The organism is Desulforegula conservatrix Mb1Pa, from assembly GCF_000426225.1.
GTDB classification, from domain to species: domain Bacteria; phylum Desulfobacterota; class Desulfobacteria; order Desulfobacterales; family Desulforegulaceae; genus Desulforegula; species Desulforegula conservatrix.
In genome coordinates this window covers 1-15,352 of record NZ_AUEY01000046.1, presented here as the reverse complement: position 1 = coordinate 15,352, position 15,352 = coordinate 1, and the positions used below count along the sequence as shown (strand labels likewise).

9 protein-coding genes are annotated in these 15,352 nt (G+C 41.7%); 4 read left to right on the top strand and 5 right to left on the bottom strand.

Annotation, left to right across the window (positions count from 1 at the left end; translation table 11 throughout):
* The first annotated feature begins 388 nt into the window (after window positions 1-388).
* A complete protein-coding gene (locus tag K245_RS0114730; RefSeq protein ID WP_027359852.1) occupies window positions 389-2,203 on the top strand; it encodes a GspE/PulE family protein in 1,815 nt (604 codons plus the stop codon).
* 264 nt (window positions 2,204-2,467) lie between these two features.
* Here K245_RS0114730 and K245_RS0114725 read toward each other — a convergent pair whose 3' ends face one another.
* The 3 genes from K245_RS0114725 to K245_RS0114715 all read right to left on the bottom strand — a co-directional run bounded on the left by K245_RS0114725 (window position 2,468) and on the right by K245_RS0114715 (window position 10,786).
* Entirely contained in the window at window positions 2,468-4,423 is a 1,956-nt protein-coding gene (locus tag K245_RS0114725; RefSeq protein ID WP_027359851.1) for a methyl-accepting chemotaxis protein, read from the bottom strand.
* Between the two features lie 516 nt (window positions 4,424-4,939).
* A complete protein-coding gene (locus tag K245_RS0114720; protein ID WP_027359850.1) occupies window positions 4,940-6,337 on the bottom strand; it encodes a cryptochrome/photolyase family protein in 1,398 nt (465 codons plus the stop codon).
* Between the two features lie 336 nt (window positions 6,338-6,673).
* Window positions 6,674-10,786 carry a hypothetical protein gene (locus K245_RS0114715; protein WP_027359849.1) on the bottom strand — a complete coding sequence of 1,371 codons (4,113 nt, stop codon included), beginning with the start codon at window positions 10,784-10,786 and terminating at the stop codon, window positions 6,674-6,676.
* A gap of 637 nt (window positions 10,787-11,423) precedes the next feature.
* Here K245_RS0114715 and K245_RS0114705 point away from each other — a divergent pair.
* The 3 genes from K245_RS0114705 (at window position 11,424) to K245_RS0114690 (ending at window position 13,852) form a co-directional block, all read left to right on the top strand.
* Window positions 11,424-11,870, top strand: a complete 447-nt coding sequence (locus K245_RS0114705) for a hypothetical protein (RefSeq protein WP_027359848.1) — start codon at window positions 11,424-11,426, stop codon at window positions 11,868-11,870.
* A gap of 376 nt (window positions 11,871-12,246) precedes the next feature.
* Window positions 12,247-12,870 carry an RNA polymerase sigma factor gene (locus K245_RS24710; protein WP_051284171.1) on the top strand — a complete coding sequence of 208 codons (624 nt, stop codon included), beginning with the start codon at window positions 12,247-12,249 and terminating at the stop codon, window positions 12,868-12,870.
* A gap of 43 nt (window positions 12,871-12,913) precedes the next feature.
* Window positions 12,914-13,852: an Hsp33 family molecular chaperone HslO gene (locus K245_RS0114690; RefSeq protein ID WP_027359847.1), complete on the top strand. Its 939-nt coding sequence runs from the start codon at window positions 12,914-12,916 to the stop codon at window positions 13,850-13,852.
* 232 nt (window positions 13,853-14,084) lie between these two features.
* On the opposite strand, the gene K245_RS0114685 is transcribed toward K245_RS0114690, so the two are convergent.
* Both K245_RS0114685 and K245_RS24705 read right to left on the bottom strand, forming a co-directional pair.
* Window positions 14,085-14,474 carry a hypothetical protein gene (locus K245_RS0114685; RefSeq protein ID WP_027359846.1) on the bottom strand — a complete coding sequence of 130 codons (390 nt, stop codon included), beginning with the start codon at window positions 14,472-14,474 and terminating at the stop codon, window positions 14,085-14,087.
* A 594-nt stretch (window positions 14,475-15,068) separates the two neighbouring features.
* Window positions 15,069-15,352: transposase (locus tag K245_RS24705; RefSeq protein ID WP_027359741.1), on the bottom strand; the 284-nt coding region annotated here is incomplete at its 5' end.

Below are 15,352 nucleotides of genomic sequence, written 5' to 3'. Positions count from 1 at the left end.
AAACGGACAGACCTAAGTGATGATCCTGCTTTAAATCAATTCACCTCCTAGTTTATTAATAGGGGGAAGCGGAAATTTTTAAGATTAAAAATATATTAGCATCTTAATCCAATAAGTACAAATCAGTTTTTTATATGTTAATTCAGGCCTGGCCGATTTCAGCCATTTGAATATTACCGGATGCCGGGGCCTTTTTTACGAAGCCATAAAACCTGATGGACTCGCAAAAAGCCAGAAAAGGGCGTCGGGGTCATGCCGTACTTGACCGGCATCTTTATATTTTCAGTCACTTCTGGATTACGGCCTTCGCCGGAATGACTGAAAGATTGATTTTTGCGACCATATCAAACCTATTTCAATTTTATTTAAGCCGGAGCAGCGCAATAATATGACTCAGTTCGGATTTGCTGACGAAAAAAGCATTGTCGAGATACTTGCAAAAATAGGCCTTGTATCAGTGGATCAGGCCAGACAGATAATGAGGCAGAAAGACCAGGTACGTCAGCGCCTTGAGGGAGAAGTAGCAAAGAAAAAAAAAGCATCGTCTTCGCCTGAGATTGGATATCGTGATGCCGTTGATATCATTGATGTGATAGTTGCCATGAATCTTGATTCCGAGCACGATTCCTCCAGGCTTGACGAGGACGCCATTTATTACGCTCTTTCAACTTACTGGAAGCTAACATACAAAAAAATCGATCCGCTCAAACTTGATCTTAATATTGTTACCACAACCATACCTAAGAATTTTGCGCTGAAACACCTTATTCTGCCAATAGAAGTCAAAAATGGCGAGCTGACAGTAGCAACTCCAAATCCTTTCAACTCGGAAGTTCTTGATGATATCAAGCGGGCTTCAGGGATGAGAATCAAGCCTGTGGTAAGCTCAAAAACCGATGTTATCAGGCTTATTGACGAGTTTTTTGGTTTTAAGAGATCAATAGCGGCAGCTGAGACCCAGTTCGAAGGCCCGGTTGTTGATCTTGGAAACCTTGAGCAGTATGTCCGTCTAAAAACAGGCGATGATCTGCCTGCCAACGACCATCATATCGTAAATGCGGTCAACCATCTTTTCAGCTATGCAATTCAGCAGAGGGCAAGTGATATCCATATAGAGCCCAAAAGAGATCTGAGTCTTGTAAGGCTGAGGATTGACGGAGTTCTTCATCCTGTCTACAAACTTCCCAAAAAAGTTCATAATGCCATAATCAGCAGAATAAAGGCTCTTTCAAGGCTTGATATGGCAGAAAAAAGAAGGCCGCAGGATGGCCGTATCAAGATAGACAGAAACGATGTCGAGGTTGAAATCCGTGTGTCAACGGTTCCCGTGGCCTTTGGTGAAAAGGTGGTCATGCGCATAATGGATCCTGACATTCTTTTTCAGGATCTTGACGGGCTTGGATTTTCTGAAAGGGATTTCAGTCTGTTCAAGTCTTTTATTGAAAGACCTAACGGGATTATACTTGTTACCGGGCCAACAGGAAGCGGCAAATCCACGACCCTTTATTCAGCCCTGAGAAGGCTTTCGACTCCTGAAGTAAATATAATGACTGTTGAAGATCCCATAGAAATGGTTCATGAGGATTTTAACCAGATAGCCGTGCAGAGCGCTATAAATATAACTTTTTCATCCATACTTAGAAACATACTCAGGCAGGACCCTGATATAATCATGATAGGCGAAATGCGAGACTTTGAAACTGCTGAAAATGCTGTTCAAGCTTCGCTCACAGGCCATCTCGTATTGTCCACCCTCCATACCAATGATGCTCCGTCATCAATAGTGCGCCTTCTTGATATTGGAGTTCCTTCGTTCCTTATTCAGGCAACAATAACCGGTATCATAGCCCAGCGTCTGGTTCGTAAGATTTGTCCATTTTGCAGGGAAAACTATGAGATCAATTCATCCGAGCTGAGTATAATGGGCATAGAGACTGGAGTTGAAGGTCTAATTACACTGACAAGGGGCAAGGGCTGTGTAAAATGCAGAAATACAGGTTATCTTGGCCGTATCGGTATTTTTGAGATTCTTCCTCTGACTGATACCATAAAAGCTTTGATAACATCTGATGTGAATATAGAGCTTATAACTAATATGGCGGAAAAAGAAGGGATGAGATCCCTGCGCAAGGACGCAATAGCAAAAATGATTGGTGGGATTACCACTTATCAGGAAGTTCTCAGGGTCACTATAAACAAATGATGGAATTCCTTGATATTTCCTCCCTGGAAAACTAACTCTTTTGGGGAAAGCGGTTTTCCAGTTAAATGTGACAAGGTCACAAGAAGTCCTATTGCCGTCATTCCGGCGTAGACCGGAATCCAGAAGTAATTGAAAATACAAAGATGCCGGATCAAGTCCGGCATGATGTTTAAGCCATTTTTAGACTTTTTGCGAGACCATCAAATGTTTAAACTTAAAAAAAATTTCTAAGCCACATTTTTTTCAAAAAGCTCCCCGTTTTTTTCATAGGCTGAATTTCTGAACCATCGATTCCAGATTTTTTGCCAGAGACGCCAAATTAAGCGCTTTCTGGGAAATCTGGGAGCTGTTGTCAGAAATGATAGCTGCTTCTTTGTCGACATCTTTCATATCTGTTGCAATATTTGCAATCGTTCTGTTTGTTCCAATTACGGAGGATGCAACCTCTCCGATGTTTTCAGATACAGTCGTGATGTTTTTAGCTATTTCTTTTGTTGCCACGTTCTGCTCTTCAACTGATGCGGCGGTTGTTGCAACAATGCTGTTAACATCTGTAATTACTTCTGATATTTTTCTGATGACTGTTGTTGTGTTGTTTGACGTTTCCTGGATGTCCGTTATTTTTGTTTTTATGTCCTGGGTCGCTTCTGCTGTCTGTCTGGCGAGTTCCTTGATCTCATTGGCTACAACTGCGAATCCTTTTCCTGCTTCTCCTGCCCTTGCAGCTTCAATGGTGGCATTAAGTGCTAGGAGGTTCGTCTGATCCGATATATCGTTTATGGTTTCTGTGACCTTGCCTATCTCGTTTGCTGCGGCGGTAAGTTTTTCCACATCTTCGGACGCCTTTCTGACCATGTCCACTGCTTTTCCTGTTATGGATCTGCCGTTTTCCGCATTTCTTGCAATTTCGTTTATTGTTGATGTCATTTCTTCTGTCGCTGTTGCAATGGTGTTTACGTTGCTTGTTGATATTTCCATATTGGCTGAAGCCTGGGTCATATCAGAAGCTATGATTTCTGAGGAATGAGAAACTCTCGAAGCTTTTTCAGCGGCATTTTTGGACGATGTCTCCATTGTATTTGAAATGTTTTTAAGAGTTTCTGAAGACTCGGTGACTGTGGAAACACCTTCCTTTATTTCAGAGATCATAGCTTTCATGTTTGTCTGCATTTCTGCAAGGCTTTTTGCCAATTCCTCAAGCTCACAGCTAAAAGGACCTTCAAGGTGTGCGGCAAGGTCGCCCTTTGCCACTCTCTCTGTGAACTTCATGATTTTTACTACTGGCATTGTTATTAGTCTGTTTGAGAAAAAGACCATTATGAAAAAAAGACCTGCTATGACTGTGATGCCGACGACGATAAGAACATTTCTCTGTTTAAGGGCGGTGGCTGCTAATTCCTTGCTGTAAGCGCTCATACATATTACCCAACCTGTTTTACTGTTTGTGGCAAAAGCCTGAATCTTGTCCTCTCCTTTCCATTCATATTCTATATGCCCATTTTTCTTTTCAAGGGTCTGTTTGATAAAATCAAAACCTGATACATCCTTGAAAATAATTGATTTATCTATAGCATGGGCAATTCCTACGCCCTTTCCGTCAATCATGTACGGATAACCACGTTCCCCGAATCTTATAGGGTCTATGTACTTGTTTGTGAATATCTCCCATTTTGGAATTACAGCAGTACCTCCAATGGTCTTGCCCTCAGTGTTTTTTACTGCATGGGCTACGGCAAAAAAAACAGAATCATCCACCTTTGATTTCATCAAAGACTCTGAAATGAATTTGTCTTTTCCCTTTATTATGTTCTGCACATAATCCCTGTCATTCAGATCCATTCCGGCAAGACTTTTGCCCTGATTGTTGACTCCGGCAATTGCAATTCCTTTCATGTCAAAGACAACCATTGAGTTGAAGTCATCAAGGGTTTTTACATAATCCTCAAGCATTTGCTGGGCTACATCAGGAGAACCTCCTGAGAGGGAGTCCCTTACTCTTTTTGCCATGGATATTGTGTAAGAAAGATCTTCAAATCCGGAAATATAAAGATCAAGGGCTTTTTCAGTGGTGTCTGCCATGTTATTCATGGACTGCACCGCAAGCTTTAGGGAAATATTGTAGGAAGAGTTGCTTATATACCATACAAGCCCTGCAATTGATATTGTGAGGGCTACTAGTACAGGAACAATGAAAATGTGGCTTATGCTTTTTTTGAACATAATATATCCTCCTTTTTAATATATGGCATAGGTCACAACAATGGCTTTTGCGGTTTATTGTCATGAGAACAAAGATCCTAATATTGACAAGGTCGCAAAAAGTCCGATTATCGTTTTTGGGCGCAGGCCGGAATCTATAAGTTGCTGAAAGTACTGGACACTGGATCAAGTCCGGCATGATGCTAATACCTTCTTTGTCTTTTTGCGAGACCATCATATTGATTTGATTACCAGAATGTTTTGTGCGTTGCAATCAATTTGGAAGGGTCGTGATATATAAGGTTATAATATGATATTATTCTATTTATAGAATTTAATTCTAAAAATAAAATCAGTATATATTTTTTAATTTTATGCTATTAAAAACATGAGATGAAAATATTATTTTTAGCTGATTCATACCGCACTATGCTATATTGCACAATGCAAGGCAAACGTCTCACAACAGTTTTTAATGCTCAGTCTATGTAACAGGTTGAATCAGGGGTAAAAAATTGAATGAATTTTAAAAGCTGATTAAAAAAGAATTTTACAATTTGCAAAAAGCTTCTTGGCTTTTTCTGATGCTGTTTTGTGATTTGTTATCTGGGCTGGATAACCTGGCAGACTTTGTCTCTCAAGGTCATGTATGGCTTTTGAGGGAAAAGCCTGTAATTCCTGAACCCATTTTTTGATGTATAAACATTCATTATCATATTTTTTCTGCTGAATCCACGGATTAAATATTCTGAAATAAGGCTGGCTGTCGCATCCTGTGGACGCGGCCCACTGCCAGTTGCCGTTGTTGACGGATGGGTCATAGTCAGTCAGTCTGGTTGCGAAATATTTTTCTCCCCATTTCCAGTCCACATGAAGATCCTTGACCAGAAAGGATGCGCATATCATTCTTGTTCTGCCGTGCATGAAGCCCGTTTCATTCAGCTGCCTCATGCCTGCGTCGACAATCGGAAAACCTGTTTTCCCTTCACACCATGCCTGGAATTTCGCATCATCATTTTCCCATATTATACCGTCAAATTTTCTATGGAATGAATTGCCGAAGATATGTGGAAAGAAGAAGGCTATATGGGTGAAAAAATCTCTCCAGTAAAGCTGCCTTAGAAGCGGGAATCCTTGATCCATCAATCCTGAGCCTAAGATATTTTTGATCTTATGATAGATTTCCCTGACAGAGCATGTTCCGAATTTAAGGTGGGCCGAGAGGCCTGTTGTCATTTCTAAAAATGGGAAATCTCTTTGGGCTTCGTATTCTGAAAAAATACGCATATTGTCTAAGATTTTGAGACAGCTTGATCTTCCTCCTTTGATTTCAAGCAAAGGTGACGAATGGCCAAGTGTTTCACTGAAAATATTCTCAAGCTTTGAATCCTGCTTAATGCAGCTTCTTGTGAATCTGTTTTCAGGAATCTTTTCTGGTTCAGGAATGACAATCTGAAAAGCATTTCTGAAATATGGTGAGAAAACAGTGTATGGTTTTCCGTCTTTCTTGAGCGTCTTTTCAGGATCATTCAGAAGAAGATCACTGCAAGATTCAAAAGATATACCTCTCTGCCGGCATATTTCAGCAATTTTTTCATCTCTTTTCAGGCTGAAAGGCGTGTAGTCTCTGTTCACACAAACACAATCCACACCATGCTTTTCTATTAGTTCCGATATGATTTCAGATGATATGCCCCTGAACAGCCACAGGCATGAACCGTAACTCCTGAGCTGTGAGTCCAGATCCTTAAGGGAATCTATCATGAATCTGAAGCCCGGAACGCTGAGGTAAGGATGAGATGCTATCTGAGCATCCTCAAAAATAAAGCAGGGGACAACTTCTTCCGACTGCTTCAGGGCTTTAATCAGGCCGGTATTGTCATTCAGTCTCAAGTCACGCCTGAATATGAAAAGAGTTTTTTTGAAAGATTTCATTCTATGATGGTTGTCCTGTTTATATCCACCTCTAAGAATCAAAAGTCACAATTCTAAAATCATAAATTCTGAAAAGCTTTTGCGGAGCCTTTTCAAAAGGCTATGTTCCCCTTAGCTGTTGAAAAGCGAAATAATAATCCTTTTTAGACTTATGGATCTTGGGGAACTTTTTGTTAAAAGTTCCTTAAGTCCCCTCAAAAACTTTATGTTTCTATTATGGTCAGACTCAAATGCCCCCAAATTGTGCATGCACTGTCTAATTACCGGAAAGTTTTTGCGGAGCTTTTTTCAAAAAGCGACCCGCTTGAGGCCGCTCTTAGACTTTTTCTAATACGTTCAGCTGTTTTTTTGCCATACACCGCCCTGTCTGAGAGCAGCGTATGCCCACTTTGCCCATTCTGTTATTCTTAAGGCAAGCCAGGCGGCCCATGCAAACATGAGGAGTCTGAAAATATATATGGAAAACATCAATGCGCTTGGACACGGAAGTATTTCTCCTGATCTGTCGAGGGTCCATTTTAGAAGCATGTAGTTTGATCCGTTGCCGCTGATCTGCATGTTTGGGATTCCAAGAAGTCCGTTTTGGATGGACGAATAAATAATTCCGGCCATTATGAATGTGGAAACAATAAGGGAAATCTGCATTAGTCTGAAAAGCAGCTTTTTCTCAGGCTGTTTTTTATCTCTGAAACTGATTGCCATGAACCACATGACAGCAAAAATGATGCTTCCCGGCCCAAGCGGGGCGAGTCCGATTCCGAGGAGTATCCAGTCCCTTGTTTTAAGAGGTGCAGGGGCGTACATGCCAAGAAGCACAGCTCCAGCAATGACTAAGATGAGATATCCCCAGAAAAGAACGGCAGGGCCGAGTCTGGGGCCGAAGGTGAAAATTAGCCACATTTTTTCAGGAAGATGCATGTTCACGGTTATGTTCGAGCTTGCCTTCCCAATATTTATTTCAGGTGTTTTGATTATTTTAGGCGTGAATATTTTTGCAATGAATCCCGTATCTTCAGGCTTTTCGAGCCATTCTATGTTCAGATTCTGGCTTCCGGGCTGGAGCGGGATATTAAGTTTGCCCGAAGATTCTCCAAGCGGGATTATGTTGCCGTTTATCTTCACGTTTTTAAGAGTTGCTGAAACCGGCGATTTTACAGGCAGAATTCCACCCTGACTAGTTCTTATTCTGGCATCAAGAATTATTCTGCTGAATTCCTCTCCTGCGTGGTAATTGATGCTAACAGCGTCGATGGTGGTTGAATCTCCCTCAGCAGCCTCAAGTTTTTTGGCCTTTAGAACAATTGTCTCTCCCTGGCGTGGATACCAGTATGTTCCTGGCTGGCCATTCATGTGAACCTCAGGAACTCCGTCTGACGAAAGATGCCAGAGACTTGATGCGTTCGCGTGCCATATTTCTCCCCAGGCTGAGTTTTCAGGAACCTGCATTTTTATTTCTGAGCTAACGGGTACTGAGGAATTCCATTCCACGGCTGTTTCTCCAGGGCCAATTTCAACCCTTGCCATTCCGTTTTTTACTTTTACCTTTGAGTTATGAACAATTTCTCCATTTATGAGAGGAATATCCGCGGATATGGCTGCTGGCCCACCAGCCTGAAAGAGTCTTTCGACCCTTGTGAATGTTTTCCATTCAAGACCCATATTAATGGTTCTGTATACCTTCATGTAACCTTTGAGGCTCGAGGCGGTTTCCTCAAGGTTTTCTTCTGTTTCTGTCTTTTTAGCGGTTGTTCTTGAAAGGGTAAGCTCTGTCTGAACCTGCTGGTTTTCATCGAGTCCTGAAACACTCCAGCCATCCGCATTTATTTCAACAAACATCGGTTTTATCGGAAATGAAAAGCGGACTGTCGATGCGCTTTTGAATGATGCATTGAGCATTATTCTGCTGGCTCCCTCATTGACCAGAATCCAGTTTATTCCGTCTCTTTTTAGAATGCTGAGCTTGCTGTTTTGTCCTGTATTTATGGCCGATATTTCCCATGTTTCAGATCCTGTTGGCAGGGGAACTGCTGTTTTAATGGCTGCATTGATATCCATGGTTATTTCAGCGGTTCTGAAATCCTGAGCAGTCTTGATTTTCAGATGAGGCACTGAGGCGCATTCAGGAAAACAGGGCGCAGGTTTGAGCAGTCTTGTTTCAAGTTCTTTAAGAAGTTCAGATCCTGGAATGTCCGAGCCATGGGACTGAGAAACCGTCGCAAGGATGGCAACGGTCCCAATAATAGCTATCTGGGGAATCTTGAGTCCGGGTTTAAGGATCTGGCCTATATTGATATTAATGAATCTTGAAGCAAGAACAAGGAATAGAAAAACTCTTACAAATCCGGCAATCGTGTTTGCAATTGGCGGAGACAGCCAAAGCGCAAATTTATGAGTTCCGCTTGCAAGGCCAAATTTCACAGGTACGCTTGTCCAGTTCCATTCAGGAAGTCCGGGGCCAGTCTGGGTGATGGATTTTTCCTGGGGTTCAAGTGAGTAATCAAATTTGGCTTTGCGTTCTTCGATCGCTCCTGATCCTGTAACAGCTTGATCACCTGCTCTCATGTTCATCATGACCTCTTTGTCAGCTTCTACTGCAGGAGCTTCAGCAGGCATCGGTGCTGGTGCAGGAGCAGATTTTGCGAGCATCTGGGGCTTGGGCATTTCCTTTTTTACGGCATCTGTAAGTGAAGCAGATAAAGGTGCGTTGATCCATGGCTTTTCAAGCTGGGGATATATTGCGAGCCTTATCTGGGTATAGCAGAACATTATTCCTGAGCCTGCAAGAATAAGACATGCGGCAATATGTGCAATTCTTATCCCAAGCATTGCCTTGTCTGATCTGACCTGGTTTTTCTCCATAAGAGCAGATATGGCTGCGGTAATTGTGATGAAGATCCATATTGATTTGGGTGCAAAAGGCTCGTGTGCTATTAGGGCAAGGCCCGCGAAAAAGATCAGTCCCCATGAAAATCCGAATATTTTTGCGACCGCCACGCTTATTATCATTACTATGAAAATATCGAGGAGCGACCATCTGTCCAGCCATGTGGTGCGGTCAGGAACTGTTCCTCCGCTTACTGCGAGAAGCCTCCATCCTGGCGGGATGTGAATGCTGCCTTCGGCTTTCTGGAATCTTATGTTCCAGCCCACAGGAAGTATTTTGCCAGAATTGATTCTATCCATTCTCGAAACAGCGGACAGATTTATTCCGCCTTTTTCCATTTCTATTCCTGAATTTTTATCAAGGTTTGTTATCAGCTGATCCGTGCCTGCGGATGTGACTCTTCCAAGTCGATAGTCAGTATTTTCGAGTCCAAGGAAAAATCTGCGGTCAAGCTTTCCGCTTATCTGGTCTCTCACGACAGCTCCTGATCCATCAAAGTCAAGCCATAGATCCCTGAAAAGATTCAGATCGCCTTCTGTGAGACTTCCACTTCCCCTCTTTATTTCCCTGAATGTCAGACCTTCATCTTTTTTCAATAAGTAAGAACTGAATCCCCGCCATTCTTCCGGCATTGTCGTCTGGGTGGGATCGACCGGGCTTCCACCTTCTATTTTTACGTTTCTTAGTTCGGGATGTGGTTTGAATGTCCAGATCTCAGGGCCAAAAGGGACGCTTGAGCCGATTGCCTGGTCAGCATTCTTTTCAATTACGCTTTTTATTTCCAAGTTCCATATTCCAGGTCTTGCCTCGAATTTTATCTCGCCTTTCTCATCTATTTTTAACGGCAAAGGGCTTGATATTGCGGCTGGTAATGAGTCCTTAAGCAGGGTTTCAGGTGGGAGGGTTTCTCTTCTTACATCTCCTGAAACACTGACCTGAATCATGGTCGTAACTTCCAGGGGGGTATTGTCTTCAAACAGCCTGAATATTTTTACATCCATTCTGTTTTCTGCTTTTTCATCCGATTTCCCGGCATTTTGGTTGGAGAGCCAGAGAAAGCCAGAATCGTCAACAACCGGAGATTTTTCAATCGATCCGTTTATGGACAGTCCGACAAGCCCTGTGGAATCAGGGATTTTTACTCTCTGGGGTAGTTCGCTCCACTTGAAGTTGCCTGTGATTTTATATTCACCTGGCTTAAGTCTTAAAGAAGGTGATTCTTCCTGCATGGTAACCGCCACGGGTGAATTATTGGCCGTTACATTCTGGGGCCATATTTCCGCGTCACCTGGAATACTAACAAAGCCTTCGGCTGTTACTGTCCACGACTGACTGAATGTAGCCCCCGAATTATTTGCTGATATTTCAAGCTTTCCAGGCCAGAAGCATTCTTTGGTGTCGCTGCTGTTATATGCCGAAGGACAGAAATTGGTTTCTTTTTCATGCATTATCCATTTTGTCCATTCAGAGAGGGCAGGGGGGACATATACTTCGCTTGCAAAAGCCGAAATTGCGGTAAACAGAATCAGAAAGAAAATCTGGATGGTTATGATTTTTTTTGACATTTTTCCTCCGGCCGGAGTCTTGTGATTTCCGAGCTTTTTATTATCTTGCCAAAATTGCCTCGGGTGTTTTGCTGTTTCAAGCGATGGTCTAAAATAATTTGAAATTATTCATATGACCACTTTTAATTCAGGTTATCTGTATTATCAACAACATTGACGGACTCGCAAAAAGTCAAAAAAGGCATCAGAGTCATGCCTGATTTAATCAGTTATCTTTGTATTTTTCAAATACTTCCGGATTCCAGTCTGCGCAGGAATGACGGTAATCGGACTTTTTTAGACTTTGCCAACATTGATATAATAGTTGGCGCTGTGAACATTTTTTGAATTGATCAATCTCTTTTGAAAATTCTATTCAATAGGTCTGTATTGAGGCAAGGCAACCCAAGGCTTATCTTGCCGATATATAGTTTCAATGTCAATACGACTGGTAAATTGTTTAGGAGTGAACGCATCTGCCATTTTAGCAATCTGGTGAGCTTGACTGAGCGGCGTTCAATGTGGAAAACCAGGCTAAAAACATGACAATTCGATTCTCTAAAGGGAACATTAATGATTATAACATACTGAATTTATAATAATTTTGTTCTTGAATTTAAGCCTGCCAATGATTATCTTCTTTTAAAAAGGAGATCTTATGTGCAGATTTACATTCATGTTAGTTATTGTTTTTTTTGCAATCGCTCCAGGGCTTGTTTTCGCTGAAATAGTAAAACTTTCAGATGATGATCTGAAAATGGTGAAAGCTCAGTCAGGATTTGCAGAAATAAGTGATAGCTCTATTGTTCAAAATCTTGTACCTGTAGCCAAATCTGATTTTGAGGCAAATATGATTTCGGATGTCTCCAAAAGTTTTGACCTTCTTGTTTCAGACAGGACTGGCTCCTGGGAGAGGATAGGGAATTCAAAATATGAAAATGGTGTTATTACCCTTGATGAAACCATACGAACAAAGGGAATAAATTACGACAATATAAGGGTTAAAGGGGCAGGTGAAGGCTCCAAAACATTCGGAAGCATCCATATAGGCGAAGCCTCGTTTCAGATGAAAGGGCAGGTAAAGATTATTTTCAGACCTGACTAAAAAAGGCAACGGAGTCATGCCTGACTTGATCATGTATCTTTGTATTTCCAATTTCTTCTGGATTCAGGCCTGTCCTGGAATGACGGTAATCTGGCTTATTGCGACGTTGTCAAGCTTGTAGTAATGGTTTTATTCAGTAATTTTCCCACCTGTTTTTTTGTTCCTCATTGTAACTATTTCATCCAGAGATGCTCTAAACAAAGAGCAGTTTGACATATTCAATTCAAGATAATAAAAACAGGATGGTGAATAATGAATGAATTCTTAATGATTATTGGATTTGTGGTTTTCTGGATTATTCTGCAGAAGTTCGTTCTGCCGAAGTTCGGAATTTCGACTTGAATGGCTGATGCCTGCCAGTTGGCGGACAGGAAAAATGGAAAAACCTGCAAAACACCCAAAACTACAGACTGACGAAGATGCTGTCCTCATAAAAAATATTAATGATGGCAGCCCTCACCTCATGGAAAGCCTTGTGGGAAAATACTCCCGGAGGCTTTACAATTTCGGTCTAAAAATATGCCGTAACCCCGCCGATGCCGAGGATCTTGTTCAGGATACCTTCATCAACATGATCAGATATATGAAATATTTCAGATATGAGACCAAATTCAAAAACTGGCTCTACAGGGTAGCGGTTACTGCATGCATAAGAATGAGGAAAAAATCCAAATTTGCTCCTGATAAAGAAATATCATTGGATGACGCTGATTTTAAAGATGAGCTTGAAGCCCAGTCCTGTGGCAGCCTCACCGAAGAACCAATAGACAGGCTTATTTCTCTTGAAAGCGAGCAGATCGTAAAAAACGCCATACAGGCACTTCCTCCCCAATATCGTCTGATTCTTGTTCTCAGGGACATGGAAGGTTTCTCTGTGGAAGAGACATCTAAAATTACCGGCCTTTCACAGTCAAATGTAAAGGTTCGGCTACATAGGGCCAGACATCAGGTGAGGGAAAAACTAATGAATCATTCGTCATTTGATGATAACAGATCATGAAAAAGCTATTTCTTTAAAAAAATATAAATCTGGCAGGAAAGAAATGATTAAAAAGGAAATATACGGCAGTACCAAGGAAAAACTCAAGGCCGCAACAAAAGACAGACTACACAGATTCATAATGGCTGACGGGCTAGTAAGGGGAGCTGTTCTTCACGCAACCTCCCTGATTAAAGAAATGAGAGCCAATCATGAATTAGGAATCCTTGAGACTTATATACTCGGGCATGCCTATATTGCTGCCGGCCTCATGACCATGAATATTCAGGACAGGGACCGGGTCGCTCTCAAAATTGAATGTTCTGGACCTGTCAAGGGACTTCTTGTGGAAGCCACCGCAGAAGGAGAAATTCGGGGGCATCTTTGGAGAAATTCCATACCCATAGAAAAACCTGTCGAAAGCTTGGATATGCCGCCAATCTTCGGGGCAGGTTTTATTTCAGTAACAAAATACCTTGAAGGCGCAAAAATGCCCTTCACTGGTCAGGTCATGATGGAATACGGGAGTATCGCCAAGGATCTTGCCAATTATTTTACAGTGTCAGAACAGATCCCCACCGCCTTTAATCTGAGTATAAAATTCGGAAGCACAGGCGAAGTTGAGGCTGCTGGCGGGATTTTTCTGCAGCTTCTCCCTGGAGCTGATGAAAATATAGCTCTTTTTCTTGAAACTATATTGGCGACGATGCCTTCCATTGGTGACGAGTTTCATAAAGGAGTTTCAGCTGAAGAGTTAATTGATAAGACTTTTTCAGCATATTCTCCCAAAATCATCGGGAATCACAGAGTTGAGTTTTTCTGCAGATGTACAAGGGAACAGATGGCCGCCTATATTGCCATGCTTCCTGACAAGGACTTTTATGAGATGAGAGACCATGGCCCGTTTCCACTCGAAATGACCTGCCACCACTGCAATACCAAACAGTTCTTTTCAAAAGAGGAGCTTGAGGCCCTTGAATCCAAAAGAAAAAAGCAGGGCTGAGTTCTCTATTTTGATATAGGGTTACTATTGACAAGTTCGCAAAAAGTCCGATTCCGTCATTCCTGTGCAGGCCGGAATTCAGAGTATGTGAAATTATTGGATGCCGGATTAAGCCCGGCATAACGCCGACGCTTTATTTTGCTTTTTGCGATACCATCACTATTGATAAAAATATAAAAAGGCTTGGTATTCACCAAGCCTATGATGATTTTACAAAGTATTTAAGATAAACTCACGCTATTTTGATTCTTAATGGAATAGCGTGGAGATGACGTGAAATCTCCCTTGTTGAACCGAGGGTCCAGTCTTTGGCTTCATTAATGCCAGCCACGGCGGTGATTTCGGTAACGAGTTTTTTGACATTGATAATCGGATGTCTCGAAAAAACCTGCGGAAGTCCATAGGTGAGATTGCATGCAAGGCATTTTCCGGGTCTCTGCTTTAGAAGGAACTCGAACTCAATAAACTCGGCGTTGGCGCCATTGAACTTCAGTTCGATATCATAAGCTCCTTCGGAAGCATCTCCAAAAAGAGCATCAAAGAATTCATTGCTTTTTTCTGCCGGGAAAAGGCAGGCAAGTTTATCCGGCGTGAAAACTTTTTTCAGTTCCTCAGCTCCCATGACATTCTTCTCCTAAGTTGCAGCATTAAACGCATACCAGTTAAGTGGAACAACCGGTAACCATGCTTGAGATCTGCATAGCCAGCGGCAGGGAATCCTGTCTGCTGTCGTAATCCAGTATTCCAGTTTGCCTGTTAAGGATATCGTAATGCTGATGTTAATTCCAAGCGCCACATCCTTGCTACCTTATCAAAAATTCTAATCTATTAAGGCATCCATAAGAAATAAATCCATGAATCATAATATGTCAGCATTATCAGCGGAAAATTCAACCTGGAACAACAAGCATAATCCCAATCTTCATACCTTGCTCTGCTTTTTTATCTCTATTTCATAAAGAACAAAATCAGAATCAAGTTTATGGTTTTTAGAATAAAGGCGGGTGTCACATAATATCATTGGATAATAAAATCAAGGAAATTTAAATTTTTCAATAAAACAATCAGCCATTCATATAGAGGTCTAAACGGCAATGACCATTCCGCGGTCCTTGTATACTCCTGATTATGGAAGAGCCACATCCTTGTTTGAACGGATATAATTTTATAAAATATAGAGGTCTATGCAAAGCGATCAGTTTAAAAAAGAATCTGATTACCACTCTGCTTCAGCCATAGAAAGCATGGTTGATGGCATGGGTGGAGTCCTAAGAGCAACATAAATCAGTCTGTGAATCATGGACGGCAGATCATATCGGCGATTGAATCTGTACTGAAATTCTGCCAGGTACCGCGGAACATGCTTGCGATTAATTGCATGATAAGTACCTTTGAGCGCATTTTTTAAGTTACCAAGTATTATATTGACCCATTTGAAGGATGGATGCTCTACAGCTGCTTTACCACCTCCAGTAACATGGGGTTCGTGCTGGAAACCAG